This is a genomic window from Rahnella sp. RcJ3 (assembly GCF_009498575.1).
Taxonomy (GTDB): domain Bacteria; phylum Pseudomonadota; class Gammaproteobacteria; order Enterobacterales; family Enterobacteriaceae; genus Rahnella; species Rahnella aceris.
Genome location: NZ_QSNX01000009.1, coordinates 31,084 through 58,054, shown reverse-complemented (window position 1 = coordinate 58,054; position 26,971 = coordinate 31,084). Strand labels below are relative to the sequence as shown.

25 protein-coding genes are annotated in these 26,971 nt (G+C 55.4%); 20 read left to right on the top strand and 5 right to left on the bottom strand.

Going from position 1 to position 26,971, the window contains the following annotated elements:
- Positions 1-168 precede the first annotated feature (168 nt).
- A complete protein-coding gene (locus DXU84_RS13300) occupies positions 169-2,205 on the top strand; it encodes an NADPH-dependent 2,4-dienoyl-CoA reductase (RefSeq protein WP_014411580.1) in 2,037 nt (678 codons plus the stop codon).
- Between the two features lie 83 nt (positions 2,206-2,288).
- Here DXU84_RS13300 and rlmG read toward each other — a convergent pair whose 3' ends face one another.
- A complete protein-coding gene (rlmG, locus tag DXU84_RS13295) occupies positions 2,289-3,440 on the bottom strand; it encodes a 23S rRNA (guanine(1835)-N(2))-methyltransferase RlmG (RefSeq protein WP_013573861.1) in 1,152 nt (383 codons plus the stop codon).
- A gap of 170 nt (positions 3,441-3,610) precedes the next feature.
- Here rlmG and DXU84_RS13290 point away from each other — a divergent pair, with 170 nt between their 5' ends.
- The 4 genes from DXU84_RS13290 to DXU84_RS13275 all read left to right on the top strand — a co-directional run bounded on the left by DXU84_RS13290 (position 3,611) and on the right by DXU84_RS13275 (position 7,172).
- Positions 3,611-4,117, top strand: coding sequence for a M48 family metallopeptidase (locus tag DXU84_RS13290; RefSeq protein WP_013573860.1), 507 nt, complete (start codon positions 3,611-3,613; stop codon positions 4,115-4,117).
- A gap of 22 nt (positions 4,118-4,139) precedes the next feature.
- Complete coding sequence (locus DXU84_RS13285; protein WP_013573859.1) at positions 4,140-5,126, top strand: Gfo/Idh/MocA family protein; 987 nt, start codon at positions 4,140-4,142, stop codon at positions 5,124-5,126.
- 26 nt (positions 5,127-5,152) lie between these two features.
- Positions 5,153-5,899, top strand: a complete 747-nt coding sequence (locus DXU84_RS13280) for a glutamine amidotransferase (RefSeq protein WP_013573858.1) — start codon at positions 5,153-5,155, stop codon at positions 5,897-5,899.
- Positions 5,900-6,200: 301 nt separating this feature from the next.
- Positions 6,201-7,172: a TerC family protein gene (locus tag DXU84_RS13275; RefSeq protein WP_153376053.1), complete on the top strand. Its 972-nt coding sequence runs from the start codon at positions 6,201-6,203 to the stop codon at positions 7,170-7,172.
- 77 nt (positions 7,173-7,249) lie between these two features.
- Here the strand turns inward: DXU84_RS13275 and mgtA are convergent, their stop codons facing one another.
- Positions 7,250-9,952: a magnesium-translocating P-type ATPase gene (gene mgtA / locus DXU84_RS13270; protein ID WP_153375962.1), complete on the bottom strand. Its 2,703-nt coding sequence runs from the start codon at positions 9,950-9,952 to the stop codon at positions 7,250-7,252.
- Positions 9,953-10,296: 344 nt separating this feature from the next.
- Between mgtA and treR the strand changes: the two genes are divergently transcribed.
- The 5 genes from treR to nrdG all read left to right on the top strand — a co-directional run bounded on the left by treR (position 10,297) and on the right by nrdG (position 17,441).
- On the top strand, positions 10,297-11,253 hold the full coding sequence (gene treR / locus DXU84_RS13265) for a trehalose operon repressor TreR (protein WP_013573855.1): 957 nt from the start codon (positions 10,297-10,299) through the stop codon (positions 11,251-11,253).
- Positions 11,254-11,405: 152 nt separating this feature from the next.
- Positions 11,406-12,824 carry a PTS trehalose transporter subunit IIBC gene (gene treB / locus DXU84_RS13260; RefSeq protein ID WP_013573854.1) on the top strand — a complete coding sequence of 473 codons (1,419 nt, stop codon included), beginning with the start codon at positions 11,406-11,408 and terminating at the stop codon, positions 12,822-12,824.
- A gap of 22 nt (positions 12,825-12,846) precedes the next feature.
- The gene (treC, locus tag DXU84_RS13255; RefSeq protein ID WP_112152056.1) at positions 12,847-14,490 is read left to right on the top strand and encodes an alpha,alpha-phosphotrehalase; all 1,644 of its coding nucleotides are present in this window, start codon (positions 12,847-12,849) and stop codon (positions 14,488-14,490) included.
- Positions 14,491-14,833: 343 nt separating this feature from the next.
- Positions 14,834-16,972 (top strand): anaerobic ribonucleoside-triphosphate reductase, encoded by a 2,139-nt coding sequence (gene nrdD / locus DXU84_RS13250; protein WP_153376045.1) that lies wholly within the window; start codon positions 14,834-14,836, stop codon positions 16,970-16,972.
- A 4-nt stretch (positions 16,973-16,976) separates the two neighbouring features.
- Positions 16,977-17,441, top strand: a complete 465-nt coding sequence (nrdG, locus tag DXU84_RS13245; protein WP_037034213.1) for an anaerobic ribonucleoside-triphosphate reductase-activating protein — start codon at positions 16,977-16,979, stop codon at positions 17,439-17,441.
- 52 nt (positions 17,442-17,493) lie between these two features.
- Here the strand turns inward: nrdG and DXU84_RS13240 are convergent, their stop codons facing one another.
- Positions 17,494-17,655 carry a type II toxin-antitoxin system CcdA family antitoxin gene (locus DXU84_RS13240; protein WP_013573850.1) on the bottom strand — a complete coding sequence of 54 codons (162 nt, stop codon included), beginning with the start codon at positions 17,653-17,655 and terminating at the stop codon, positions 17,494-17,496.
- A gap of 267 nt (positions 17,656-17,922) precedes the next feature.
- Between DXU84_RS13240 and phnF the strand changes: the two genes are divergently transcribed.
- From phnF to DXU84_RS13190, 10 genes are all read left to right on the top strand, one after another.
- Positions 17,923-18,648 (top strand): phosphonate metabolism transcriptional regulator PhnF, encoded by a 726-nt coding sequence (phnF, locus tag DXU84_RS13235; RefSeq protein WP_013573847.1) that lies wholly within the window; start codon positions 17,923-17,925, stop codon positions 18,646-18,648.
- Positions 18,649-19,092, top strand: a complete 444-nt coding sequence (gene phnG / locus DXU84_RS13230) for a phosphonate C-P lyase system protein PhnG (RefSeq protein WP_013573846.1) — start codon at positions 18,649-18,651, stop codon at positions 19,090-19,092. It abuts the gene before it with no gap.
- A 3-nt stretch (positions 19,093-19,095) separates the two neighbouring features.
- Positions 19,096-19,677, top strand: coding sequence for a phosphonate C-P lyase system protein PhnH (gene phnH, locus DXU84_RS13225; protein WP_013573845.1), 582 nt, complete (start codon positions 19,096-19,098; stop codon positions 19,675-19,677).
- Positions 19,677-20,759 carry a carbon-phosphorus lyase complex subunit PhnI gene (locus tag DXU84_RS13220; RefSeq protein ID WP_153375960.1) on the top strand — a complete coding sequence of 361 codons (1,083 nt, stop codon included), beginning with the start codon at positions 19,677-19,679 and terminating at the stop codon, positions 20,757-20,759. The genes phnH and DXU84_RS13220 overlap by 1 nt, the downstream gene beginning before the upstream one ends.
- Positions 20,749-21,624, top strand: a complete 876-nt coding sequence (locus DXU84_RS13215; RefSeq protein WP_153375958.1) for an alpha-D-ribose 1-methylphosphonate 5-phosphate C-P-lyase PhnJ — start codon at positions 20,749-20,751, stop codon at positions 21,622-21,624. The genes DXU84_RS13220 and DXU84_RS13215 overlap by 11 nt, the downstream gene beginning before the upstream one ends.
- On the top strand, positions 21,624-22,415 hold the full coding sequence (gene phnK, locus DXU84_RS13210) for a phosphonate C-P lyase system protein PhnK (RefSeq protein WP_153375956.1): 792 nt from the start codon (positions 21,624-21,626) through the stop codon (positions 22,413-22,415). Before DXU84_RS13215 ends, phnK begins: the two co-directional genes overlap by 1 nt.
- A 28-nt stretch (positions 22,416-22,443) precedes the next feature.
- On the top strand, positions 22,444-23,151 hold the full coding sequence (gene phnL / locus DXU84_RS13205) for a phosphonate C-P lyase system protein PhnL (protein WP_037034218.1): 708 nt from the start codon (positions 22,444-22,446) through the stop codon (positions 23,149-23,151).
- The gene (gene phnM, locus DXU84_RS13200) at positions 23,148-24,284 is read left to right on the top strand and encodes an alpha-D-ribose 1-methylphosphonate 5-triphosphate diphosphatase (protein ID WP_013573840.1); all 1,137 of its coding nucleotides are present in this window, start codon (positions 23,148-23,150) and stop codon (positions 24,282-24,284) included. The genes phnL and phnM overlap by 4 nt, the downstream gene beginning before the upstream one ends.
- A gap of 75 nt (positions 24,285-24,359) precedes the next feature.
- Positions 24,360-24,935, top strand: coding sequence for a ribose 1,5-bisphosphokinase (gene phnN / locus DXU84_RS13195; RefSeq protein ID WP_013573839.1), 576 nt, complete (start codon positions 24,360-24,362; stop codon positions 24,933-24,935).
- 8 nt (positions 24,936-24,943) lie between these two features.
- Positions 24,944-25,582 (top strand): acetyltransferase, encoded by a 639-nt coding sequence (locus DXU84_RS13190; RefSeq protein WP_013573838.1) that lies wholly within the window; start codon positions 24,944-24,946, stop codon positions 25,580-25,582.
- Between the two features lie 98 nt (positions 25,583-25,680).
- On the opposite strand, the gene DXU84_RS13185 is transcribed toward DXU84_RS13190, so the two are convergent.
- Both DXU84_RS13185 and DXU84_RS13180 read right to left on the bottom strand, forming a co-directional pair.
- Positions 25,681-26,322: a hypothetical protein gene (locus DXU84_RS13185; RefSeq protein ID WP_013573837.1), complete on the bottom strand. Its 642-nt coding sequence runs from the start codon at positions 26,320-26,322 to the stop codon at positions 25,681-25,683.
- Positions 26,323-26,427: 105 nt separating this feature from the next.
- Positions 26,428-26,862 (bottom strand): YhbP family protein, encoded by a 435-nt coding sequence (locus DXU84_RS13180; RefSeq protein WP_013573836.1) that lies wholly within the window; start codon positions 26,860-26,862, stop codon positions 26,428-26,430.
- Between the last annotated feature and the right edge of the window lie 109 nt (positions 26,863-26,971).

Sequence of the window (26,971 nt, the reverse complement as noted above, 5' to 3'; positions counted from 1 at the left end):
TCACCTCTGCCAATTAATAAACCGCGAGTAATAAGAAGCGTAATAGTTAATTAACGCTCAGCGAATTCCTCAGAGTGATACATATCACAGTCATTACACACTGACTTTCCAATTGTTCTGCCAGCAGCTAAATTGAATTCATCTCCTCCGACCACTTAAGAGAATTCCATGACTGAACGCGCTTCGCTTTTTTATCCGCACCTGCTGGCGCCGCTGGATTTAGGTTTTACCCAACTGAAAAATCGCGTGCTGATGGGTTCCATGCACACCGGGCTGGAAGAACGGGAGGACGGGCCGGAACGTCTGGCGGCCTTTTATGCAGAACGTGCCGCCGCAGGCGTCGGGCTGATTGTCACCGGCGGCATTTCCCCTAACGCGCAGGGCGTGGTTTATCAGGGCGGTTCAATTCTCGCTGAACAGGAACACATCACGCATCACCGCGTGGTGACTGACGCGGTGCATGCCGCTGGCGGCAAAATTGCCCTGCAGATCCTTCACGCCGGACGTTACAGTTATCAGCCCCACCCCGTCGCGCCTTCAGCGCTTCAGGCGCCGATCAACCGCTTTACACCTCACGCCCTCAGCGAGGCAGAAATCGACTCCACACTGGCGGATTTCGCCCGCTGCGCGCAGCTTGCCAAAGAGTCGGGTTATGACGGCGTGGAAATCATGGGCTCCGAAGGCTATCTGATAAACCAGTTCCTCACCGCGCGCACCAATCAGCGCACGGACAACTGGGGCGGTTCTGCCGATAACCGCATGCGGTTTGCCACCGAAGCCGTGCGCCGCGTGCGCGAAACCTGTGGCCGGGAATTCATCATCATTTATCGCTTATCCATGCTGGATCTGGTCGAAGAAGGCTCGGACTGGAATGAAGTCGAAATGCTGGCGCAGCGCATCGAACAGGCAGGCGCGAGCATTATCAACACCGGTATTGGCTGGCATGAAGCGCGCATTCCGACCATAGCCACCATGGTGCCCCGCGCGGCGTTCATCTGGGTGACGCAAAAACTGATGGGCAAAGTGGGGATTCCGCTGATTACCACTAACCGCATTAACGACCCTGACGTGGCGGAGAAAATTCTCGCCGAAGGTTGTGCGGATATGGTGTCGATGGCACGCCCGTTTCTTGCCGATCCTGCGTTTGTCGAAAAAGCCGCGCAGGGACGTGCTGATGAAATCAACACCTGCATCGGCTGTAATCAGGCCTGTCTGGATCAGATATTCGCCGGTGAAGTCACTTCCTGTCTGGTCAATCCGCGCGCCTGCCGTGAAACGCAGTTACCGGTTACCCGTGCGGAAATCACCAAACATCTGGCCGTTGTCGGCTCGGGGCCAGCCGGGCTGGCGTTTGCCACTACCGCCGCCAGCCGCGGGCATCACGTCACATTATTTGATGCACACAATGAAATCGGCGGGCAATTTAATGTCGCCAAACAGATCCCCGGCAAAGAAGAGTTTTATCAGACGCTGCGTTACTACTCGCGCCAGCTGACATTACTGGGCGTAACGCTGCGCCTGGGCGAAACCGTCAGCGCCAGCCAGTTAACGGGTTATGACGAAGTGATCCTCGCCTGTGGTATTTCACCGCGCCTGCCGGATATTGCGGGCATTGATCATCCGATCGTGCTGACCTATCTCGACGTACTGCGGGATAAAAAACCGGTCGGACAGCGCGTCGCCATTATTGGCGCGGGCGGCATTGGTTTTGATACCGCCGAATACCTGATCCACACCGGCCCGTCATCGAGCCTCAGCACTCAGGCTTTCAGCCACGAATGGGGGATCGACCAGAGCCTAACGCACCGTGGCGGTCTGGCACCACTTGGGCCACAGCCCGAACCTGCCGCGCGGGATATCGTTCTGCTGCAACGCAAAACCACCAAAGTCGGCGCAGGATTGGGGAAAACCACTGGCTGGATCCACCGCACCAGCCTGTTGCAGCGTGGCGTGAAAATGCAAAGTGGTGTCAGCTATGAACGCATCGACGACGCGGGGCTGCACCTGATCATGAACGGTGAACCGGTATGTCTGGAAGTGGATAACGTGATTATCTGCGCCGGACAGGAACCGCAGCGCGCGCTGTATCAGCCGTTACAGGAGGCCGGAAAAATCGTACACCTGATTGGCGGTGCCGACGTCGCCGTCGAACTCGATGCGCGTCGCGCTATCGATCAGGGCACACGGCTGGCACTGAAAATTTAGAAAACTATTTCAGAAACCGACAGACGAAAAAAAAGCCGCGATAAGCGGCTTTTTCATTTCAGCACTTCAGACTAATTCAGCTATCAATGATGTGCAGCTGTTTTCACGGCACGTAAAATCACGAATTTCTGATTGGTGGCGATCGTCGTGCAGTTGCCGAACAGGCGACGCAGCTTCTGGTAGTAATCCAGATGACGGTTGCCGACGATACGCAGCTCGCCGCCGGTTTGCAGGCAGCGTTTGGCATCGCAGAACATGCGCCACGCGGTGTCATCGCTGATGACCGTGCCCTGATGGAACGGCGGGTTACACAGCACGGCGTGCAGTGTTTCGCGCTCGACACCGGCCAGCATGTTGTTCACTTCGAAATGACAGCGGCTGACATCCTGCGGCAAATTGTTTTCGACGTTAATACGGCTCGACTCTACCGCCATATAAGATTCATCGACGAACAGCATTTCCGCATCCGGGTTCAGCGCCAGTGCGGTCATGCCGATCACACCGTTACCACAGCCCAGATCCGCCATGCGCCCTTCAATGCCTTCCGGCAGATGTTGCATGAAAAAGCGAGCGCCGACATCCAGACCGCCGCGTGAGAACACGTTCGCGTGGTTGGAAATACGGAATTCACTGTCATCCAGCGCCCACTCAGAAATCACCGGCTCTGCGGTTTGCGCAGGCAAGGTGGCTTCACAATGGATCAGACGGGCTTTTTTCCACGCCAGACTGGTTTTGGTCGGTCCGAGGATTTTCTCGAACAGTTGCAACGTTGACGTGTGAATATCACGGGCTTTCGCGCCGGCGATAATCTGCGTGTCCGGCGTCACCACTTCACGCAGCGCCAGCAGTTGTTGTTCCAGCAGCGCCAGCGTTTTTGGCACTTTGATGATCACCAGACCCGGATTGATCGGCAACGGCACCAGGCTGCTTTGCGCAGCCACGCTGTCTTCGTCAAAACCGTTAAGGCGCAGGTTGTGGCGCATCGCCAGCTGACTCATAAAGGAGTCGTTGACGCTGGTCGGGTTGTGCGGCTGCAAGGCGCAGGCCAGCGTGCCGAAAGCATCGTTGAAAATCAGCAGCGGACGGCCGTTGAGCGCGTCGGTGTTCAGGTTTTGCAGCAGATATTCATCGGCCGCTTCCCATGCCTGTAACTGCGTTGCCGCTTCTTCCAGCGGATAACGTTCCAGACGCAGTTGCAATAACTGACCACCGGTTTCGGTTTCAAATTGGCTCATTGGCCCTCCTCATATTCAATTTGCGCTGTTTATCCCTTAATTTGGTCTATCAGTAAAACGTTTTTTCAGTTAAAAAGGGGTTTATCTGCCGGATCGACGCGATCGTGGTAAAAACCCCGCACCCCGTTTCGGCATCTTTTCCCCGGCAATAAGAGATAAAGCAAACAGTTATGCCTGAATTGACCTATCTGCAAGGCTATCCGGAGTCGCTTCAGGCTCAGGTGCGTCAGTTAATCGACCAGGAACGTTTAGGTAAAGTCTTGCTGACGCGATATCCCGAACCGCACGAGCTGACCACTGACAAATCGCTCTATCAGTATACGCTGGACCTGAAAAATCAGTTTTTGCGCAGTTCATCGCCGTTAAGCAAAGTGGCTTACGACAATAAAATCCACGTGATGAAGCACGCGCTGGGGCTGCATACGGCAATATCCCGTATTCAGGGCGGCAAGCTAAAAGCCAAGGCGGAAATCCGCGTGGCAACGGTGTTTAAAAGCGCGCCGGAAGCGTTTCTGAAAATGATCGTGGTGCATGAACTCGCGCACCTGAAAGAAAAAGAACACAACAAAGCATTCTACAGCCTGTGCTGTCATATGACGCCCGACTATCATCAGTTAGAATTCGACACGCGCATGTATCTGACGCATCTGGAAATATTCGGTAAGTTGTATCAATAATAATTAACTATAGGGATTTCTCATGATTCGTATTGGCGTTGTGGGCACCAACTGGATCACCCAGCGTTTTATTGATGCCGCCCACGAGAGCGGTAAAATGAAGCTGACCGCGATTTACTCCCGCACGCTGGAAGGCGCTAAAAAGCTCGGTGAGGATTATCCGGTTGAACATTACTTTGATTCCCTTGAAGCAATGGCCGCCTCTGATCTGATTGATGCGGTCTATATTGCCAGCCCGAACTCCCTGCATTACCCGCAGTCGCTGTTGTTCCTCAGCAATAAAAAGCACGTGATTTGCGAAAAGCCGCTGGCTTCCAATCTGCGTGAAGCGGAAAGCCTGATCGCCTGCGCAAAAGAAAACAACGTGGTGCTGTTCGAGGCGTTTAAAACCGCGTATCTGCCCAACTTCCTGCACATGAAAGGCGCGCTGAACCGCATCGGTAAACTGCGTAAAGCCATTCTGAATTACTGCCAGTATTCCTCACGTTATCCGCGCTATCTGGCCGGTGAAAACCCGAATACCTTTAACCCGGCGTTTTCCAATGGCTCGATCATGGATATCGGTTATTACTGTCTGGCGAGTGCTATTTCGTTGTTTGGCGAACCGGAATCGGTGAAAGCCACGGCAACCCTGCTGGAAAGCGGCGTTGACGGTCAGGGCACGGTGATCTTGTCTTATGCGGATGATTTCGAAGTGGTTATCAACCATTCGAAAATCAGCGACTCCCTGTTACCCAGTGAGATCCAGGGCGAAGACGGCACCTTGCAGATGGAAAAGCTGTCTGAATGCCAGACGCTCAGCCTGACGCCACGCGGCAGCCAGAAGCTGGATCTGACGCAACCCCAGCACATCAACACCATGCTGTATGAAGCAGAAACTTTTGCGATTCTGGTCGACAGCCAGTTTGTCGCGCACCCCGGGCTGGAAGTCTCGCGTATCACGGCCAAAGTGCTGACGGAAATCCGTCGTCAGACCGGCGTGGTATTCCCGGCCGATAACCAGCCTTAATATTAAGTAAAAATCGGGAGTAACAGATGATTGCACCCAGCCAGAAATCGCTGTTGATTTTACAGACCGGCCACGCACCGGAACCTATCCGTCGTGCGCACGACAACTTTCCGCAGATGTTTATCCGTCAGGGCGATATCGACGCGCAGCAGGTGGTGATTGTGGATTTGCAGGCGGGTGAACGCCCGCTGCCGCCGGAAAACTATTGCGGTGCGATCATTACCGGTTCGCGCAGCATGGTCACCGAGCATCTGGCGTGGAGCGAAGAAGCGGCGGACTGGGTGCGGCTGGGCATGTTGCAGGAATTACCCATGTTTGGTGCCTGCTACGGTCATCAGCTGATGGCATACGCGCTGGGTGGCGAGGTGGATTACCATCCGCAAGGCATTGAAGTCGGTACGCACGAGGTGACGCTGACGCCGGACGGGCATCTTGATCCGCTGGTGTCGCAGCTTCCCGCACAGTTCGCAGCCAATCTGATCCACCTGCAAACCGTCATTACGCCGCCTGCGACAGCGACGGTGCTGGCGAAAACGCGGCACGATCCGCATCAGATCCTGCGCTACGGCCCGAATGCCATCAGCACGCAGTTCCATCCGGAATTCAGTCTGGCGGTAATGAAGACGTATCTGTCATGGCTGGGCTCTATCGCCGAAGACGATACGATAGATTTTGCGCATCAGGCTCAGCAACTTAGCGAAACACCCCTCAGCCGTAGCCTGCTGCTGGCCTTCGTCGGCGCACTCGGCAAACGTCAGGCACTGGCGGGTTAATGCTCCATAATGTTTCTGAATGTTTGACACCGGACACATTTTGCATTAATTTGCGAACTGCAAAGGGGAGTAACTTCTTCGTCGGATAATCGTCATTACGGTGTCTGGACCCGCGCTCATGCAGCGCCGTCTCAGACACCCGGTTACCGGGGCAAAGATAAGCATTCACAAGATGAATACTTATCTTTGTAAGTGAGACCTTGCCGGAAGGCGAGGTTTGCTCACAGCTCAAAAAATGAGCGGCTAACGTCTTCCGACGCTGGCCGTTTTTTTTTGATGTTTTTTCGAGGATATCGCAATGATGAACTCCGTAGGCAACCCGATGTTGTGGGGCTCCTTTGCCGTGGTAGTGATAATTATGCTCGTGTTCGACCTGCTGTTGCAGGGTCGAAAAGGCGCGCAAACCATGAGTATGAAAAGTGCCGCGATGTGGTCGCTGGTGTGGATAGGCCTGTCGTTGCTGTTCAACTTCGGCTTCTGGTGGTATCTCAACGGCGAGTTTGGCCGTGAAGTGGCCGACGCCAAGGCCACCATGTTCCTGACCGGCTATCTGCTGGAAAAAGCGCTGGCGGTGGATAACGTCTTCGTCTGGCTGATCCTGTTCAGTTACTTCTCTATTCCTGCCAGCCTGCAACGCCGCGTACTGGTCTACGGCGTGCTCGGCGCCATCGTCCTGCGTACCGGCATGATTTTCGCCGGTAGCTGGCTGGTGGGGCAATTTAGCTGGATTTTGTACGTGTTCGGCGCCTTCCTGCTGTTCACCGGTATCAAGATGGCGCTGGCGAAAGAAGAAGACGGTGAGGTTGGCGAGAAGCCGATGATCCGCTGGCTGCGCAGCAAAATGCGCATGACCGATGAGTTGCAGGGTGAGAAGTTCTTTGTGCGCCGTAACGGTATTTTGTTCGCTACTCCGTTGTTGCTGGTGCTGATTATGGTGGAACTGAGCGACGTGATTTTCGCGGTCGATAGTATTCCGGCTATCTTTGCGGTAACCACCGACCCGTTCATCGTCCTGACCTCTAACCTGTTTGCGATCCTCGGCCTGCGCGCGATGTACTTCCTGCTGGCGGGCGTGGCGGAACGTTTCTCGATGCTGAAATACGGTCTGGCGGTGATCCTGATTTTCATCGGTATCAAAATGCTGCTGCTCGACGTGTTCCACATTCCGGTGGGGATTTCGCTGGGCGTGATTGCGTCGATTCTGATCATCACCCTGCTGATTAACACCTGGGTGAACCGTCGTAACGATCGCAAGAACAACGCACAGTCGTAATATTTCGAACTGATTAATGCAAAGCGCGGCCGCTTCACCGGTCGCGCTTTTTAGCATTCAGGATAGAATTTTAAAGATTACTGCCAGCCGTAACGGCGCACGAACCAGCCTTTCACGCACTGCGTCAGCACCATGTAGCCCGCAAGAATGGCGATAAGCCATGGGAAATAGCTCAGCGGCAGCGCCTGCAATTGCAGGAATCCGGCAACCGGCGAGTAGATCAGTGAAATACCGGTGATCACCACCATCAGCGTCATGATGCACAGCGGCCAGGACGCGCGGCTCTGAATAAACGGCACTTTGCGGGTGCGGATCATATGCACGATCAGCGTCTGCGACAGCAGCCCTTCAATGAACCAGCCGGACTGGAACAACGTCTGCGCCTCCACCGTATTGGCTTTAAACACCCACCACATCAGGCTGAAAGTCAGAATGTCGAATACGGAACTGATCGGCCCGAAGAACACCATAAAACGGCCAATATCCCCGGCGTTCCAGCGCTGCGGTTTCGCCAGTTGCTCTTCATCCACGTTATCAAACGGGATCGCCACCTGAGACACATCGTAAATCAGGTTCTGAATCAGCAGATGCAGTGGCAACATTGGCAGGAACGGCAAAAAGGCGCTGGCGACCAGCACGCTGAACACGTTACCAAAGTTGGAACTGGCAGTCATTTTGATGTATTTCAGCATGTTGGCGAAAGTTCTGCGCCCTTCCGTCACGCCCTGCTCCAGGACCATCAGGCTTTTTTCCAGCAGAATAATATCGGCCGCTTCTTTGGCGATATCCACCGCAGAATCCACGGAAATCCCAATGTCCGCCGCACGCAGCGCAGGCGCGTCGTTAATGCCGTCACCCATAAAGCCAACCACATGCCCTTCGCCGCGCAGTACGCGCACAATGCGTTCTTTGTGCATCGGTGTCAGTTTGGCAAACACCGTGGTTTCGCGGGCGACGTTCAGCAGTTGCACATCGTCAAGCGCATCGATATCGCTGCCGATCACGACGTTATCGGCCTGTAATCCGACATCTTTGCAGACTTTACGCGCCACCAGCGGATTGTCGCCGGTGAGGATTTTCACCGTCACGCCTTTGCGTTGCAGTGCATCCAGCGCCGGTGCGGTGCTTTCTTTTGGCGGATCGAGGAATGCGATATACCCGGCCAGGATCAGGCTGGATTCATCGGTCACGCCGTAGCCCTGCGTGCGCGATGGCATCACTTTATGCGCCACGGCTACCACGCGCAGCCCCTGCTGATTGAGATCGTCAGTAATGCGGCGGATGCGCGCCAGCAGCACATCGGTCAGCGGCACAATCTCACCGTTGAGCTGCACCAGCGTACAAATCGACAGCATTTCTTCCAGCGCGCCTTTGCAGATCAGGCGGTGATTCTGGTCGTTTTCGGCGACGACGACAGACATACGGCGACGGTCGAAATCAAACGGAATTTCATCCACTTTCAGCGAGTTATGCGCCGGACCGGCATCGCCTGCTTCCAGCACCGCAACATCCAGCAGGTTTTTCAGGCCGGTTTGATAATGGCTGTTCAGCCACGCCAGATGCAGCACCTCATCACTGGTCAAGCCCAGCACATCGGTGTGGCGCTCGAGCACGATTTTATCCTGCGTCAGCGTGCCGGTTTTATCCGTGCAGAGGATATCCATTGCGCCGAAGTTCTGTATCGCATCCAGACGTTTGACGATCACCTTCTGGCGGGAGAGTTTTACCGCGCCTTTGGCCAGCGTGGAAGTCACAATCATCGGCAGCATTTCCGGCGTCAACCCGACCGCCACGGAGAGCGCAAACAGTGCGGCTTCCCACCAGTCGCCTTTGGTGTAACCGTTGATCACCAGCACCACAGGTGTCATTACCATCATAAAGCGGATCAGCAGCCAGCTGACTTTGCTGATCCCGGCCTGGAACGCGTTTGGCTGTGTATCTTCCTGTACCACACGTTCGGCAAGCTGACCGAACCAGGTTTTGCTGCCGGTGGCGATCACCATCGCAATCGCCGTGCCGCTCACCACGTTGGTGCCCATAAAACACAGGGTGTTCAGTTCAAGCGGATCAGCCGCAACCGGTTTTTTCTCGCAGGCGTGTTTTTCCACCGGCAGGGATTCACCGGTCAGCGCCGCCTGGCTGATAAACAAATCCTTGGCCGAAAGAATGCGCAGATCTGCCGGGATCATATCGCCCGCTGACAATTTGATCAGGTCACCCGGCACCAGTTGGCTGATCGGGATTTCCACTGTTTCGCTGCGTCCGGTTTGCGCGTCACTGCGCAGCACGGTCGCGGTGTTGCTGACCATCGCTTTCAGCGCATCGGCGGCTTTATTGGAACGCGCCTCCTGAATGAAATGCATGAAAGTAGAAATAAACACCATCGCGCCAATCACCAGCGCTGCCGTTAAATCGTCGGTGGCGTAAGACACCAGCCCGAGCACGGTCAGCAGCAGATTGAACGGATTGCGGTAGCAGTGCCACAGATGCAGCCACCAGGGTGCCGGTTGCTGATCGCCGGTCTGATTCAGGCCGGAAACTTCGCGAATTGCATCGGCTTCCTGCGCAGTCAGCCCTTCCGGATGACTGGCAAATTGCAGGTAAAGCTGGTCTTCGGTGGCGCGGGCACAGGCCTGACAATGCGCCGACATAGCGGCAGGGATGGCCTGCACTGCACGGGCAGATACGTTTTCCAGCATCGGATCGCGGCGGACTAAGCGGCGCGGTAAATTACGGCTGAGCGCACTGAGCAGCCGGGAAGTGAAATTTTTGAACATCATTCGCACCTTTGTTGCGCCCACAGCGAAGCCGCCATGAGCATGGCAAAAGGGTTGTTAAAAACAGGGCGAACGAAAAGACGTGCGCCACTGCCTGCCAGGTAAAGTCACGGCAAGCAGCAGCAAAAATGCGGGTGCTTACCGGATCACAACGGACCTACAGAATTGGGGTCGGGTTCCATGGGTTTTCACCTCCGGTAAGGAACGGTTTGGAAATTCATACGCATCGGGTATAAAAATCCGTTAGGGTAACGGCACGGGATGACGCGTACATCATCTCCGGCGAGCGCAGTATACGCCGGTTAACTACAACCAATTTTAAACCTGACCCTCATTCACCTTAAAACATGACCCAGCAAAATCGCCTGACCATTAATGATATTGCCCGCCTGAGCGGTGTCGGAAAATCCACGGTTTCCCGCGTTTTGAATAACGAAGGCAACGTCAGCCCGCAAACCCGCGAACGGGTGTTGCAGGTGATCGAACAACAGCATTTCAGTCCGTCGAAATCGGCGCGGGCCATGCGCGGGTTCAGCGACAAAATTGTGGCGATTATCGTGTCGCGTCTCGACTCTCCTTCGGAAAATCTGGCGGTACGCGCCATGTTGCCGCTGTTTTATCAGCAGGGGTATGACCCGATTGTGCTGGAAAGTCAGTTCAGCGCAGAGCGCGTGAAAGAGCATTTGCAGGTGCTGAAACAGCGCAATATCGATGGCATTGTGCTGTTTGGTTTCACCGGACTTTCAGCCCAAATGCTGACGCCCTGGCAGGATAAAATGGTGGTGCTGGCACGCGATATGCCGGGGCTATCTTCGGTGTGTTATGACGATGCGGGTGCGGTGCAGTTGCTGATGCAAAAACTGCTGGCGCAGAACATACGGGAGATTGGCTTTATCGGTGTTTCGCCGCAGGACACCACCACCGGCCAGCGCCGCAGCGCGGCCTTTCGGACTTTTTGTAAAGAGCATGGCCTGACACCGCACATTGCGCTGGGCGAACTGACCTATCAGAGCGGCTTCGACCTGATCCCGCAGTTGCTGAAAAATAACATTCAGGCCGTCGTCTGCGCGTCCGACACCATTGCCATCGGCGCACAAAAATACCTGCAACAGCAGCAAATCCGTGGCGTGCAGGTATGCGGTATCGGCAACAACCCGCTGCTGCATTTCCTGTTCCCGGAATCGTATTCAGTAGAACTCGGCTATGGCGCGGGCGGCGAAGCAGCGGCCAAACAATTACTGGCGCAGCTCAGCGGTTCCACCACGGTGCGGCAGCTGATTATCCCCGGAAAGCTTGCTTTCTGAATCCCCCGCCTTTCTGACCTTTGCCTTTCTAAAAAGTAAAAACTTTGTGATCGTCCCGGCAAAACCGGGAACGTTCCCGGACAAGTTCCCACCGCCTTCGCTATGCTTGAACCGTACCCTACACTCTTACACAAAATCACAGGCCACTTCCCATGAGCAAAGTTAAGCAACAGGATGTTGATCAGCTGATCGCCCTCGTTGGCGGCAGCGACAATATCGCGATGGTGACTCACTGCATTACGCGTCTTCGTTTTGTCCTCAATGACCCGTCCAAAGCCGACCCGAAAGGTCTCGAAGCCCTGCCAATGGTCAAAGGCTGCTTCACCAACGCCGGTCAGTTCCAGGTGGTTATCGGGCCGGAAGTGGATGATTACTACAAAGTTCTGATCGCCAGCACCGGTAAAAGTGCGGCCGGAAAAGAACAGGCAAAAGTTGCCGCCCGCCAGAATATGAGCTGGTTTGAGCGCAGCATTTCTCACTTTGCGGAAATCTTTTTCCCGCTGTTACCGGCGCTGATCAGCGGCGGTTTAATTCTCGGTTTCCGCAATGTTATCGGCGAAATTCCGATGAGCGGCGGCCAGACGCTGGCGCAGATGCACCCGCTGTGGCAATCCATTTACGACTTCCTCTGGCTGCTTGGCGAAGCCGTGTTTATGTTCCTGCCGGTGGCGGTGTGCTGGTCGACGGTCAGAAAAATGGGCGGCACCGAAATCCTCGGGATTGTGCTTGGCATAACGCTGGTATCGCCGCAACTGATGAACTCCTACAACCTCGGGCAGCAAATCCCTGAAGTGTGGAATTTCGGCTGGTTCACCATCGAAAAGGTCGGTTATCAGGCGCAGGTTATTCCTTCCGTTCTCGCCGGTATGGCGCTGGCGATGATCGAAAATGGCCTGAAACGCATCGTGCCTAATTATCTGTATCTGGTGATTGTGCCCGTCAGCTCGCTGATTATTGCCGTATTCCTGGCGCACACGCTGATCGGGCCGTTTGGCCGCATGGTGGGCGACGGCGTGGCTTTCGCGGTGAAATTCATCATGACCGGCAGCCTCGCACCCATCGGTGCCGCGCTGTTTGGTTTCCTCTATGCGCCACTGGTCATCACCGGCGTGCATCAGACCACCCTTGCCATCGACATGCAGATGGTGCAAAGCACCGGCGGAACCCCGGTGTGGCCGCTGATCGCCCTGTCCAATATTGCGCAAGCCGCTGCGGTCGTCGGCGTGATTATCGTCAGCCGCAAACATAATGAGCGCGAGATCTCCGTGCCCGCAGCGATATCCGCGTTCCTCGGCGTAACCGAACCGGCGATGTACGGCATCAACCTGAAATACCGCTTCCCGATGCTGTGCGCAATGATTGGCTCGGCCGGTGCCGGCCTGATTTGCGGCCTGTTCCACGTCACGGCCAACGGCATCGGCGTCGGCGGCTTACCGGGTATTTTGTCCATCAAACCGCAGTTCTGGAGTATTTACGCACTGGCCATGCTGGTGGCGATCGTGGTGCCGATTATCCTGACCGTGCTGGTTTATCAGCGGAAAGCCCGCCGGGGTGAACTGGCAGTGGTGTAAGACATTCAAGAAGGAAAATGGAATGAACAGCGAATTGCCGTGGTGGAAAAACGGCGTGATTTACCAGATTTATCCCAAGAGTTTTCAGGACACCACGGGCAGCGGCACCGGTGATATCAACGGCATCACACAGCGTCTGGATTACCTGAAAACCCTTGGCGTTGATGCGATATGGCTGACACCGCTGTACCTGTCGCCGCAGATTGATAACGGCTACGACGTGGCCGATTACTGCGAGATTGACCCGGCTTACGGCACGCTCGAAGACTTTGAACGGCTGACTGCAGAAGCGCATCAGCGTGGGATCCGCATCGTGATGGATATGGTGTTTAATCATACCTCGACGCATCACGAGTGGTTCCGCCAGTCGCAGGATGCGGGCAGCCCGTTCCGGCCTTTCTATATCTGGCGTGATGGGGCAACGGAGGGCGGACCGCCGAATAACTGGCGATCCAAATTCGGTGGCGGTGCCTGGCAATGGCACGAAACCAGCGGCCAGTATTACCTGCATCTGTTCGCCACCGAGCAGGCCGATCTGAACTGGGAATACCCGCCGGTGCGCGAGGCGCTGAAAAAAGTCTGCCAGTTCTGGGCGGATAAGGGCGTCGACGGGCTGCGTCTGGACGTGATCAATCTGGTGTCGAAACAACAGGATTTCCCGACCGACGATGCCGGTGATGGCCGGCGCTTTTACACTGACGGTCCGCGTATTCATGAGTTCTTACAGGAATTCAGCCGTGACGTATTTAAGCCGCTGGGGCTGATGACCGTCGGCGAAATGTCTTCAACAAAGCTGGAGCATTGTCGCCGCTACGCCGCCAATGACGGCAGCGAACTGTCGATGACCTTTAACTTCCATCACCTGAAAGTCGATTATCCGAACGGTGAAAAATGGGCCGATGCACCGCCGGATTTCGTGCAGCTCAAGCAGATTTTCCGCGAGTGGCAGCAGGGAATGCACGGTCACGCCTGGAATGCGCTGTTCTGGTGTAATCACGATCAGCCGCGCATTGTGTCGCGCTTTGGCGATGAAGGCGCGCTGCGCACGACGTCTGCCAAAATGCTGGCAATGGTGCTGCACGGCCTGCAGGGTACGCCGTATATTTATCAGGGCGAGGAAATCGGCATGACCAATCCGGGCTTTGAACATCTCGAACAATATCGCGATGTGGAAAGCCTGAATATGTTTGCCGAACTGAAAACTGACGGGCGCAGCAACGAAGAACTGTTGCGCATTCTGGCGAGGAAATCACGGGACAACTCGCGTACGCCGATGCAGTGGAATGCCGGGGAACAGGCCGGATTTACTTCCGGCACGCCGTGGATTTCCGTCAGCCACAACGCGCAGGACATCAATACCGAACAGGCACTGGCGGATAAAGACTCGGTGTTTTATCTGTATCAGCAACTGATCCGCCTGCGCAAAACGCTGCCGGTTCTGACCGATGGCGATTATCAGGATTTGCTGCCGGAACATCCGCAGTTGTGGTGTTATACCCGTCAGGCGTCAGGCAAAACCTTGCGCGTGGTGGCAAACCTGAGCGGGCAGGAGCAGACACTTACGCTGGCAGAATTAGATGGCAACACGCTGCTGAGTAATTACGCCTCACCTGCCATTTCCGGCACGCTTCGTCCGTACGAATGTCTCTGGCAACTCGCCGGATAGTCTGAATTTCCCCTTCTGTCGGGTCGGTCACAGTCGTGGCTGACCCGTTTATTTTGTATGCATCCCCTTATAAAACAACAGGCAAAATTCAGGCCAGAATTTACATTTGGTCATCAATTCCTCCGCCGAAAAAATTCTTTGTTTCAGGTCAATAAAATGAGAATTAACGCTCGCGTAGATCCTACATCTAGTGTGTATAGTACACACCCAACCCAATATATAGCGGTTTTCCGCAAATGCCACACAACCGGCCTGTAAGCCTTGTGGGGCGCGGGATCCGCCCAAAAGGAGTATCATTGTGAAGGCAGACAGACAGGAAACCGTACCCGCAAAATCCACCAAAATGCAGCCCATCGTGATTAAGCGGGATGGTTGTCAGGTCCCTTTCGATGAAGTTCTGATCAAACAAGCGGTGCAACGCGCAGCCGAAGCCGCCGGTATCGACAGCATTGGTTATTGCGCGCAGGTTGCCCGTATTGTGGCAGAGAATCTGCAAGATCAGGCGCGTGTCGATATCCATGAAATTCAGGATGCGGTTGAAAACCAGCTGATGGCGGGGCCGCACAAGAAACTGGCGCGTGCCTATATTGAATACCGCCATGACCGCGACGTGAAACGCGAAATGCGCGGACGCCTGAATCAGGAAATCCGTGGTCTGGTTGAGCAAAGCAATATGGCGCTGCTCAACGAAAACGCCAACAAAGACAGCAAAGTTATCCCGACCCAGCGCGATTTACTCGCCGGGATTGTGGCCAAGCATTACGCCAAACAGCATATTTTACCCCGTGACGTGGTGCTGGCGCATGAACGCGGGGAAATTCACTATCATGATCTGGATTATTCGCCGTTCTTCCCGATGTTTAACTGCATGTTGATCGACCTGAAAGGCATGCTGAATCACGGTTTCAAAATGGGCAATGCCGAAATTGACACGCCAAAGTCGATTTCAACGGCAACAGCCGTCACCGCACAGATTATCGCGCAGGTCGCCAGCCACATTTACGGCGGCACCACCATTAACCGCATCGACGAAGTGCTGGCGCCGTTTGTTACCGCCAGCTTCAACAAACATCGTCAGACCGCTGAAGAATGGCAGATTGCCGATGCCGAAGCGTTCGCCCGTAACCGTACCGAGAAAGAGTGTTATGACGCATTCCAGTCGCTGGAATATGAAGTCAATACGCTGCACACCGCCAACGGCCAGACGCCGTTTGTTACCTTCGGTTTCGGTCTCGGCACGTCGTGGGAATCACGCCTGATCCAGCAGTCTATTTTGCGTAACCGCATTGCCGGGCTGGGTAAAAACCGCAAAACCGCCGTGTTCCCGAAACTGGTGTTTGCCATCCGCGACGGCCTGAACCATAAAGCCGGCGATGCCAATTACGACATCAAGCAACTGGCTCTCGAATGCGCCAGCAAGCGCATGTATCCGGACATTCTTAATTACGATCAGGTGGTGAAAGTCACCGGTTCCTTCAAAACCCCGATGGGCTGCCGCAGTTTCCTGGGCGTTTACGAAGAGAACGGCGAAATGATCCACGAAGGCCGCAACAATATCGGCGTGATCAGCCTGAACCTGCCGCGTATCGCGCTGGAGGCCAAACGCGATGAAGCGGCGTTCTGGACACTGCTCGACGAGCGTTTATTGCTGGCGAAAAAAGCGCTGATGACCCGCATTGCGCGTCTCGAAGGCATCAAGGCCCGCGTTGCGCCGATCCTGTACATGGAAGGCGCCTGCGGTGTGCGTCTGAAAGCCGACGACGATATTTCCGGCATCTTCAAAAATGGTCGTGCCTCGATTTCGCTCGGCTACATCGGCGTGCATGAAACCATTAACGCGCTGTTCGGCGATCAGCCCCACGTGTTCGATGCCAGTCAGTTACGCGAAAAAGCCGTGGCGATTGTCGCCCGTCTGAAAGCCGCCACCGACAGCTGGAAAGATGAAACGGGTTACGGCTTCAGCCTGTACAGCACGCCGAGCGAAAACCTGTGCGACCGTTTCTGTCGTCTGGATAAAGCCGAATTCGGCCTGGTGGCCGGTGTCACCGATAAAGGTTATTACACCAACAGCTTCCATCTTGACGTCGAGAAGAAAGTCAATCCGTATGAAAAACTCGATTTCGAAGCACCGTATCCGCCACTGAGCAACGGCGGGTTCATCTGTTACGGCGAATACCCAAACCTGCAGCACAACCTGAAAGCGCTGGAAGATGTGTGGGATTACAGTTACACCCGCGTGCCGTATTACGGTACCAACACGCCAATTGATGAATGCTACGACTGCGGCTATACCGGTGAATTCGAATGCACCAGCAAAGGCTTCACCTGCCCGAAATGCGGCAATCACGAGCCTTCCCGCGTGTCGGTCACCCGCCGCGTGTGCGGTTATCTCGGCAGCCCGGATGCGCGTCCGTTTAACGCCGGTAAGCAGGAAGAAGTGAAGCGCCGGATAAAACATCTGGGTAACGGTCAGCTGGGTTAATATTTTGAGATTCCATCAATATTATCCAATCGACGTAGTGAACGGGCCGGGAACACGCTGCGTGCTGTTCGTTTCCGGCTGCGTCCACGAATGCCGCGGGTGCTATAACAAAAGCACCTGGCGGCTGGATTCCGGCAAACCGTTTACGCAGGAAGATGAAGACCGCATCATCGCCGATCTGCAAAACACGGTGATCCCGCGTCAGGGTTTGACGCTCTCCGGCGGCGATCCGCTGCATCCGCAAAATCTGTCGGCAGTGCGCCAGTTGTTAGTGCGCGTGCAGGCGGAATGCCCTGGCAAAGATGTGTGGATGTGGACAGGTTATACGCTCGGGGAACTGAGCGCTGAACAGCAGGAAGTCACCGCGTTAATCAACGTGCTGGTCGACGGGAAGTTCGTGCAGGAACTGAAAGACCCGTCGCTTATCTGGCGTGGCAGCGGCAATCAGGTGATTCATTATTTGCGTTAATGCTTTCATTTGCGTTAATGCTTTCAGAGGGGAAATCACTCCCCTCACTTTTCTAAAATACACGCTGATAATCAGAAAACGAACCATGTTCTTCGACGTATTTATTTATCGCCTCAATTCCTTTTTGATTTTCACGCCTCCATTTCTGCGCAGGTGTTTCGGGTATTAACGTAACAGGTAAATCATTGAATTCACGATTGAGTGCTTCTGACATACAAAGTCCTTTTGTAATTAATATTTAAAAATACATCCGACAACCAGAGTGTAATTTGTACTGTTCATCCCGTAAATCACCCGCTTTCATTCCTGCGGGACGTCTTCCAACTCTTCACTTTCCTGCAACCAGACCTTCACCCAATTGTCACTTAGCGCGCCCAAGATGATGCCAACGCCACACTGAGGTTTGCATCATGACCCTTTCATACCGCTTTCAAATTTCCCCTGCTACTGCCCGTTTCTACTGCGCGAGGTATTTATTGTGATGAACTTATCTAGACATCCGACCAGTCACGCCAGGGTGTATCAGCAAATCGCTGCCGAGCTGGAACAGGAACTGCGTAACGGTTACCGCTGCGGCGATTATCTGCCGCCGGAACAACAACTTGCCGAACGTTTTCAGGTAAATCGCCATACGCTGCGCCGTGCGGTGGATGAACTGGTGGATCGCGGCTGGCTGCAACGCAGGCAGGGCATTGGCACGCTGGTGCTGATGCGTCCTTACGATTATCCGCTGCATTCGCAGGCGCGGTTCAGCCAGAACCTGCTGGATCAGGGCAGCCATCCGACCAGCGAACGTCTGCTGGCGGTGCTGCGCCCGGCGACCGATCACGTCGCGGCGGCGCTGTCACGTCAGGAAGGCGACACAATTATTCACCTGCGTACGCTGCGCCGCGTTAACGGCGTGCCGGTCTGTGTGATTGACCACTATTTGCCCGATCTCGACTGGTGGCCTGCATTGCAAAATTTCCATAACGGCTCGCTGCACGATTTTATCCGTGAAGAAATTAAGCAAAAGCTCAGCCGCCGCACCACCCGCATCAATGCCCGCCGCGCGCTGGCAAAAGAGAGCAAATTACTCGAAATCGTCCCGCAGGCACCGCTGCTGTGTGTCCGCACCCTGAACATTTGTGAAGGCAGCGATACGGTGGCGGAATACTCCGTCAGCCTGACGCGCGCCGACATGATCGAACTGACCATGGAGCACTGAATGGATCACCTGCAAACCCGCCAGCGCTGGATGTCGGTGCTGGCTCACAGCCGTCCCGATGAGCTGCTCGCCCACTGGCAGCCGCTGAATTTGTCCCCGCAATTTGAGCGCATCCGCGCCGCTGAAACCGGTCTGACCCAGCTTCAGGGGCGCATGGGCGGAACCGGCAAACGTTTTGTGATGGGCGATATGACCGTCACCCGCGCCGTCATTCAGTTAGACGGTGGCGTCTACGGCTACAGCTACGTCAGTGGTCGCAATAAACCGCACGCCGAACTGTGCGCGGTTATTGACGGCCTGCTGCAAATGCAGGGCATGGATGAACTGCTGCATAAACGCGTGATAGCGCCTCTGGCTGCGCTGCAACAGGAACGCCGCCAGCAACGCGCCCGCGAGGTGGCTTCCAGCCGCGTCGATTTCTTTACTCTGGTTCGCGGAGAATAACTCATGTCACTTGTTGCCAGTTTTCAACATCCGGTTGCCGATGCGCAGTACAGTTTTCGCCGTATCCTCAAAGCGTTAAGCGAGCCTGGCGTCAGCGTGCAACTCCCCGCCATGCCTGGTTTCGGTGCTTTAGGTTCCGCCAGCGCCTGCGTGCTGCTGACACTTATCGATAACGACACGCCGCTGTGGCTGAGCGCCTCGCTCAACGATGAAATCCTGCGTAAAAACCTGCGCTTTCATACCGGCGCAGTGCTCACCGATGACCCGTCCGCCGTCAGTTTTGCGCTGGCCGATCCGGCGCTCGACAGCGCCACCCTGCTGGCTTTCCCCTGCGGTGATGAAATGTCGCCGGAGCTGGCCACCAGCGTGATTGTTCAGCTGGACAGCCTGACCGGCGGCACCCCGCTGCGTCTGCGCGGGCCGGGTATTGAAAACAGCCGGACCCTTTCTCCGCTGTTGCCTGATTGCGTTCGCGACTATCTGCTCAACCGCCCTCACCGTTTCCCGCTGGGACTGGACTTTATGTTCACCTGCGGCGAAGAACTGATTGCCATACCGCGCACCACGCGCGTGGAGGTGTGCTGATGTACGTCGCCGTTAAAGGGGGTGAGAAGGCGATTGCCGCCGCTCACCAGTTGCTGGCGCACGAGCGCCGTGGCAACACCGGGGTAAATGAACTCGGTTGTGACCAGATCGAACAACAACTGGGCTTAGCCGTTGACCGTGTGATGAGCGAAGGCGGGATTTATGACCGTGAACTGGCCGCGCTGGCGATTAAGCAGTCCGGCGGGGATCTGGTTGAAGCCATTTTCCTGCTGCGCGCTTACCGCACCACCTTGCCGCGTCTGGCCACCAGCGAGCCGCTGAACACAAAATCGATGCGCCTCGAACGCCGGATTTCCGCCATTTATAAAGACTTGCCCGGCGGACAGGTGCTCGGCCCGACTTACGATTACACCCACCGCCTGCTGGATTTCGCGCTGCTGGCCGAAGGTGAAGCACCGTTCACACCCATAGCCGATGAACCCCAGCCGGAACAGTGCGGCCATGTGTTTGATTTGCTGACGAATCAGCAGCTGGCAGTTCGTGAAGAAGATGACGGCACGGAGCCGGAAGATATCACCCGTACGCCGCCGGTGTTTCCGGCCTCCCGAGCAGCGCGCCTGCAACAACTGGTGCGCGGTGACGAAGGTTTCCTGCTGTCGCTGAGTTATTCCACCCAGCGCGGTTACGGACGCAATCACCCGTTCGCCGGTGAAATCCGTACCGGCTGGCTCACCGTCGAAATCGTGCCGGAAGAGCTGGGTTTTGCGGTTGATATCGGCGAAATCCTGCTGACCGAATGCGAGATGGTGAACGGTTTTGTCGCGCCGGAAGACAAACCGCCGCACTTTACCCGTGGCTACGGGCTGGTGTTTGGTCGCGCCGAACGCAAAGCGATGTCGATGTCTCTGGTGGATCGCGCACTGCAAACCCGTGAATACAACGAGCAGATCAGCAGTCCGGCGCAGGATGAAGAATTCGTTTTGTCCCACGCCGATAACGTCGAAGCTGCCGGTTTTGTCTCGCATCTTAAATTGCCGCACTACGTCGATTTCCAGGCCGAACTGGAGTTGTTAAAACGCCTGCGCGCCGCGAAAGAACAGGACTCCGCCAATGAACAATAATGCAGCCCAAACGATCACCGGCTACAACCACGGTTATCTCGATGAACAGACCAAACGCATGATCCGACGCGGGATCCTCAAAGCCGTGGCGATCCCCGGTTATCAGGTGCCGTTCGCCGGTCGCGAGATGCCGATGCCTTACGGCTGGGGCACCGGCGGGATCCAGCTCACTGCCAGCGTGATCGGCGAAAAAGATGTGCTGAAGGTGATCGACCAGGGCGCGGATGACACCACCAATGCCGTGTCGATCCGCAAATTTTTCCAGAGCATCGCGGGAGTGAAAACGACCGGGAAAACCGTGGAAGCCAGCCTGATCCAGACCCGTCACCGCATTCCGGAAACGCCGTTGCAGGAAGATCAGATCCTGATTTTCCAGGTGCCGATCCCTGAACCTCTGCGCTTTATCGAACCGCGAGAAACCGAAACCCGCAAAATGCACGCGCTGGAAGAATACGGCGTGATGCAGGTGAAACTGTATGAAGACATCGCCCGCTTCGGCCATATCGCCACCACTTACGCTTATCCGGTGAAAGTGAATGACCGCTACGTGATGGATCCGTCGCCGATCCCGAAATTTGATAACCCGAAAATGAACATGATGCCCGCATTGCAGCTGTTCGGTGCCGGACGTGAAAAACGCATTTACGCCCTGCCGCCGTTCACCAAAGTCGAAAGTCTGGATTTCGACGATCATCCGTTCACCGTTCAGCAATGGGATGAACCTTGTGCGATTTGCGGCTCGCACCACAGCTATCTCGATGAAGTGGTGCTCGACGATCAGGGCAACCGCATGTTCGTGTGCTCCGACACTGATTTTTGTGCTCAGCAGGTTGAGCAACAGGCTTCAAACGAGGGTAACCGCTGATGAACATTCCGTTAAATCTCGCCGCCGAACCGCTGCTGTCGGTGAATAACCTGACCCATCTTTATGCGCCGGGTAAAGGCTTTTGCGATGTGTCATTCAATCTGTATCCCGGTGAAGTGCTGGGTATTGTCGGCGAATCCGGTTCCGGCAAAACCACGCTGTTGCAGTCGATTTCCGCCCGTCTTGCGCCGCAGGAAGGACAGGTCATCTACAACAACGGCCAGACCACTGCGCAGTCGCTGTACGACATGCCAGAAAGTGACCGCCGCCGTCTGCTGCGCACTGACTGGGGCGTGGTGCATCAGCATCCGATGGACGGCTTGCGCCGCCAGGTGTCTGCCGGTGGCAATATCGGCGAGCGTCTGATGGCGGTCGGTGAACGTCATTACGGCGATATCCGCAAGAAAGCCGGTCAGTGGCTGGAAGATGTCGAAATTCCGGTTTCACGTATTGATGACCTGCCGACCACGTTTTCCGGCGGGATGCAGCAACGTCTGCAAATCGCCCGCAATCTGGTGACGCATCCGCGTCTGGTGTTTATGGATGAACCGACCGGTGGCCTGGACGTGTCCGTTCAGGCGCGTCTGCTGGATCTGCTGCGCACACTGGTGGTGGAAATGCAACTGGCGGTGGTGATTGTCACCCATGACCTCGGCGTTGCCCGCCTGCTTGCACACCGTTTGCTGGTGATGAAGCAAGGTCAGGTGGTGGAAAGTGGTTTAACCGACCGCGTGCTCGACGATCCGCATCATCCATATACGCAGCTGCTGGTTTCTTCCGTGCTGTCCTGAATCTAATTCCAGAGAAAGAGTGACCAAAATGACGACGAAGCTCAGGGTCGAAAATCTCAGTAAAACTTTCGTTCTGCATAACCAGAACAGCGCCAGATTACCGGTGTTCAGCAATGCCAGCCTGACGGTCGATGCCGGGGAATGCGTGGTGCTGCACGGCCATTCCGGTAGCGGAAAATCCACCCTTTTGCGCTCGTTATACGGCAACTATTTGCCGGACAGCGGCAAAATTTGGGTCGAACATCAGGGTCAGCAGATTGATATGGTCAGCGCCGAAGCGCGCGAGATCCTGGCCGTTCGCCGCCATACGGTCGGCTGGGTCAGCCAGTTTCTGCGGGTGATCCCACGTATCAGCGCACTGAATCTGGTGATGCAGCCGCTGCTGGAACTGGGTGTGGATAAAGCGCAAAGCGAAGCCCGCGCCAGCACGTTGCTGCGCCATCTGAATGTGCCGGAACGCCTGTGGCATCTTGCGCCCTCAACGTTTTCCGGCGGCGAACAGCAGCGCGTGAATATCGCCCGCGGCTTTGTGGTGGATTATCCGGTGCTGTTGCTCGATGAACCGACCGCCTCACTCGATGCGACCAACCGCGCCGCCGTGGTCACGCTGATTGAACAGGCCAAAGCGCGCGGAGCGGCAGTAGTCGGGATTTTCCACGATGAAGATGTGCGCCAACGTGTTGCCGATCGTTTGTATGAAATGAGCCCGGAAACGGCGCCGGAGATGTCCGTATGATCATCAATAACGTCAGACTGGTACTCGACGATCAGGTTGTTGAAGGATCGCTTGAGATGAAAAATGGCGTGATCAGCGCCTTCGCAGACAGCAGCAGTCAGTTGCCGCAAGCGCTGGATGCGCAGGGAGGCTGGTTGCTGCCGGGTTTAATCGAACTGCACACCGACAATCTGGATAAATTTTTTACGCCGCGACCGAAAGTGGACTGGCCGGCCCATTCGGCCATGAGCAGCCACGATGCGCTGATGGTCGCCAGCGGCATTACCACGGTACTGGACGCCGTCGCTGTCGGCGATGTGCGCGACGGCGGGCATCGTCTGGATAATCTGCAAAAGATGATCGACGCCATCATCAACAGCCAGAATGCCGGTCTGAACCGCGCCGAACACCGGCTGCATCTGCGTTGCGAACTGCCGCATGAAACCACATTGCCGTTGTTCGAGAAGCTGATGGATACGTCAATACTGTCACTGGTTTCGCTGATGGACCATTCGCCCGGACAGCGCCAGTTCGCCACACCGCAGAAGTATCGTGAGTATTATCAGGGCAAGTACAACCTTAACGACGAGCAGATGGACGACTATCAGGAAGAGCAAATAGCCCTCTCGCGCCGCTGGGCGCAGCCAAACCGTGAGGCGATTGCCGCACACTGCCGCGAGCGCAATATTTCGCTGGCCAGCCATGACGATGCGACTGCCGCGCATGTTGAAGAATCACTGGCACTCGGCAGCGTGATCGCCGAATTCCCGACCACTGAAGAAGCCGCGCGTGCATCGCACGCCAACGGTTTGCAGGTGCTGATGGGCGCACCGAATATCGTGCGCGGCGGGTCGCATTCCGGCAACGTCGCGGCGCACCATCTGGCCTCGCTCGGCCTGCTGGATATTCTCTCTTCTGATTACTATCCCGCCAGCCTGCTCGATGCGGTCTTCCGCATTGCAACTGACGACAATAACGCTTTCAGCCTGCCGCAGGCGGTGAAGCTGGTGACACGTAATCCGGCCAATGCGCTCGGATTGCAGGATCGTGGTGAAATCGCAGAAGGCAAGCGCGCTGATCTGGTGCTGGCACGGGCACATGGCGATCATCACTACGTGCAAAACGTCTGGCGTCAGGGCATTCAGGTGTTCTGAGGGAATAAAAGTCTTGCTCCTCCCCCTTCGCAGGGGAGGCAGCAGGCCGAATTCTTACTCAGCAAGGGTGAAAAAATGAGTCGTTTACTCTATCTGATGGGCGCTTCGGGTTCGGGAAAGGACAGTCTGCTCGACGCCCTGCGCCAGCATTTACCGGCCAACGTCACCGTGGCACATCGTTATATTACGCGCCCCGCAGACGCCGGTTCGGAAAACCATATTGCGCTGAGTGAAGCCGAATTTCTTCAGCGTCGCCAGCAGGGGTTGTTCGCGCTGGAATGGCACGCGCATCAGTGCCGGTATGGCGTGGGCATTGAGATAGACCACTGGATGCAACTGGGCTGTCATGTGGTCATGAACGGCTCGCGCGCGCATCTGGAAAAAGCCCGTCAGCGTTATGGTCAGCGCCTGCTGCCGGTGTGTTTACAGGTCTCAGACGATGTACTGGCCTCGCGCCTTTCGCAGCGCGGGCGCGAAGACGCGGCGCAAATTGCCTGTCGTCTTCAGCGCGCCAGAGAATATGCCAGCGCGCTGCCCGCCGGCTGCCATCTGCTAAACAACGATGGCGCATTGCAGGAAACTTTACAGCATCTTCTGGCTGTCCTTTCATTACCGGTCAGCGTGCCCGTTTATCCCGTAACTTCGCGATGAAGGATCCTATGACAGACATTATTTCTCCCTTTTCACTGGCTGAGGAACAAAATTACGCCCAGCCTAAAATCGGTCAGCAGGTCGAGCTGAATGGATCGCAGCTCGGACAGTATGTGCATATTGCAGATAACGCGATCATCGAAGAAACGCAGATCGGTGATTACTCCTACACTGCCGGAAACAATCAGATCTTCTACGCGACGATCGGCAAATTTGTGTCAATCGCCACCTATGTGCGGATCAATCCCGGCAATCATCCGACTTATCAACGTGTGGCTCAGCACCACTTTACTTACCGCAGTTCGGCGTACGGACTCGGTGAAGACGATCAGGATTTTTTTGACTGGCGGCGTGAGCATCACGTCACGGTCGGTAACGATGTGTGGATTGGCCATAACGCGGTGCTGATGCCTGGTGTGACCGTCGGCAATGGTGCAGTAATCGGCACGTCGGCGGTGGTGACCAAAGACGTCGGGCCATACTCCATCGTCGCGGGTGTGGCAGCGAAAAAGATTGGCATGCGTTTTGACGACAATATGATCGCCAGGATCGAGAAAAGTCAGTGGTGGAATTGGGATCATGAAACGCTGAAAGAAAGGATGCCAGACTTCAGAGATCTGGCGGTGTTTGCGGAAAAATATCTGTAAAGATCGACAGGGATCAGGCTTAAGGTCGGGCAGGCAGAAAATTTGCGTTTTTTGCCTGATACCTTATCACAAGGATCCGCTTCAGCGGATCACACCAATTAAAGTTCTTCAATGCTGGCGGCAATCTGATCGGACTCCAGCACGGTGATCCCGCCCAGACCGGCGTTAAATGCCTGTTCCTGCAAAGCTTTTGCCACGACATCAGACTCAACGGCTTTCCATTTTCCTGGCAGCATTTTGAATAACGGCGCACTCAGTTGTTCGAGCAGGCGCGGCGGATGACGCTGGCCAACCAGCAGAGACGGCCTGACCAGCGTGAGCAACGGCCAGCCCTGCTGCATCAGCGTCAGTTCCATTTCCCCTTTGGTACGGTTATAGAGGAAACGCGAATGCGCATCCGCACCGTGGGCGCTGACGGCCAGACAATGGCGTGCGCCCAGCTCCCGCGCTGCTTTGGCGCAATCGACCACCAGATCGTAATCGACGGCCCGAAATGCCTGTGCACTGCCCGCTTGTTTACGCGTGGTCCCCAGGCAGCAGAACAGCAAATCAATTGGTTCATCGAGTGCGACAACCAGCGAGGTCAGATTCGCGCCCAGCGGATTAATCAGTTTATTGCCCGGTGGTAGCGGACGGCGGCTCGGCGCGACAATACGGCTGACACGTGGATCCAGTTGCAGCAGGCGTAAAAGCTCCCGCCCGATCAGCCCGCTTCCACCCAGCAGAAGAGCTTTTGCCATATCACTTCCTTTTAAATAACGGCATACAAACACAGAGAATTGAAGTGTTACCTGAATGTGAATATCACGCTATAAGACAGTTCCTGTTACTGCTGACAGTCAGACTCACTGCCGATCCCACAGCAGTTTCTTACCAAATCCCAGCGCGTTATCCGTCATTTTGATATGACTGAGTTTCAGCGCCCAGACCGGCGCTTTCATCGCGATGGCGACGGGGAAATGTTTGCAATACAGACTGCGTGCACGGCTTTCCTCCTCACCCTCAAGAACGGTCGCTTTGCCGCGATACTGAATGCCTTTAATCAGCGCGATGGTTTTCGGATGTGGCGCAATCGTCCCCACAATGTGAGGCGATCGGGACATCAGCGAACCATGAAGGGTTTTAAGTTCCGTCATGAAATACAGCGTCATGCTGTCCCCGTCGGTGACATAAAAACAATTAGCGCTCCACATTTCACCGTCAGCAGAGGCACACAGCGCCAGCACATGGTTCTTTTTCAGAAATTTCAGGATATGTTTCAGGTCATCAGGGTTATTCATCGCCGATCCTTATTTTCATTTCTCGCAGTTTAACGCGGTATGCCGATGTTTTGCCTCACTCTGTTGTGCCTTTCGGGTAAACTTACACAACCTTTTCTTTCCCATACCC

Excerpts from the sequence above, each read along its gene's own strand:
- DXU84_RS13300 (WP_014411580.1), top strand. The coding sequence starts at position 169 with ATGACTGAACGCGCTTCGCTTTTTTATCCGCACCTGCTGGCGCCGCTG.
- rlmG (WP_013573861.1), bottom strand. The coding sequence starts at position 3,440 with ATGAGCCAATTTGAAACCGAAACCGGTGGTCAGTTATTGCAACTGCGT.
- DXU84_RS13290 (WP_013573860.1), top strand. The coding sequence starts at position 3,611 with ATGCCTGAATTGACCTATCTGCAAGGCTATCCGGAGTCGCTTCAGGCT.
- DXU84_RS13285 (WP_013573859.1), top strand. The coding sequence starts at position 4,140 with ATGATTCGTATTGGCGTTGTGGGCACCAACTGGATCACCCAGCGTTTT.
- DXU84_RS13280 (WP_013573858.1), top strand. The coding sequence starts at position 5,153 with ATGATTGCACCCAGCCAGAAATCGCTGTTGATTTTACAGACCGGCCAC.
- DXU84_RS13275 (WP_153376053.1), top strand. The coding sequence starts at position 6,201 with ATGAACTCCGTAGGCAACCCGATGTTGTGGGGCTCCTTTGCCGTGGTA.
- mgtA (WP_153375962.1), bottom strand. The coding sequence starts at position 9,952 with ATGATGTTCAAAAATTTCACTTCCCGGCTGCTCAGTGCGCTCAGCCGT.
- treR (WP_013573855.1), top strand. The coding sequence starts at position 10,297 with ATGACCCAGCAAAATCGCCTGACCATTAATGATATTGCCCGCCTGAGC.
- treB (WP_013573854.1), top strand. The coding sequence starts at position 11,406 with ATGAGCAAAGTTAAGCAACAGGATGTTGATCAGCTGATCGCCCTCGTT.
- treC (WP_112152056.1), top strand. The coding sequence starts at position 12,847 with ATGAACAGCGAATTGCCGTGGTGGAAAAACGGCGTGATTTACCAGATT.
- nrdD (WP_153376045.1), top strand. The coding sequence starts at position 14,834 with ATGCAGCCCATCGTGATTAAGCGGGATGGTTGTCAGGTCCCTTTCGAT.
- DXU84_RS13240 (WP_013573850.1), bottom strand. The coding sequence starts at position 17,655 with ATGTCAGAAGCACTCAATCGTGAATTCAATGATTTACCTGTTACGTTA.
- phnF (WP_013573847.1), top strand. The coding sequence starts at position 17,923 with ATGAACTTATCTAGACATCCGACCAGTCACGCCAGGGTGTATCAGCAA.
- phnG (WP_013573846.1), top strand. The coding sequence starts at position 18,649 with ATGGATCACCTGCAAACCCGCCAGCGCTGGATGTCGGTGCTGGCTCAC.
- phnH (WP_013573845.1), top strand. The coding sequence starts at position 19,096 with ATGTCACTTGTTGCCAGTTTTCAACATCCGGTTGCCGATGCGCAGTAC.
- DXU84_RS13220 (WP_153375960.1), top strand. The coding sequence starts at position 19,677 with ATGTACGTCGCCGTTAAAGGGGGTGAGAAGGCGATTGCCGCCGCTCAC.
- DXU84_RS13215 (WP_153375958.1), top strand. The coding sequence starts at position 20,749 with ATGAACAATAATGCAGCCCAAACGATCACCGGCTACAACCACGGTTAT.
- phnK (WP_153375956.1), top strand. The coding sequence starts at position 21,624 with ATGAACATTCCGTTAAATCTCGCCGCCGAACCGCTGCTGTCGGTGAAT.
- phnL (WP_037034218.1), top strand. The coding sequence starts at position 22,444 with ATGACGACGAAGCTCAGGGTCGAAAATCTCAGTAAAACTTTCGTTCTG.
- phnM (WP_013573840.1), top strand. The coding sequence starts at position 23,148 with ATGATCATCAATAACGTCAGACTGGTACTCGACGATCAGGTTGTTGAA.
- phnN (WP_013573839.1), top strand. The coding sequence starts at position 24,360 with ATGAGTCGTTTACTCTATCTGATGGGCGCTTCGGGTTCGGGAAAGGAC.
- DXU84_RS13190 (WP_013573838.1), top strand. The coding sequence starts at position 24,944 with ATGACAGACATTATTTCTCCCTTTTCACTGGCTGAGGAACAAAATTAC.
- DXU84_RS13185 (WP_013573837.1), bottom strand. The coding sequence starts at position 26,322 with ATGGCAAAAGCTCTTCTGCTGGGTGGAAGCGGGCTGATCGGGCGGGAG.
- DXU84_RS13180 (WP_013573836.1), bottom strand. The coding sequence starts at position 26,862 with ATGAATAACCCTGATGACCTGAAACATATCCTGAAATTTCTGAAAAAG.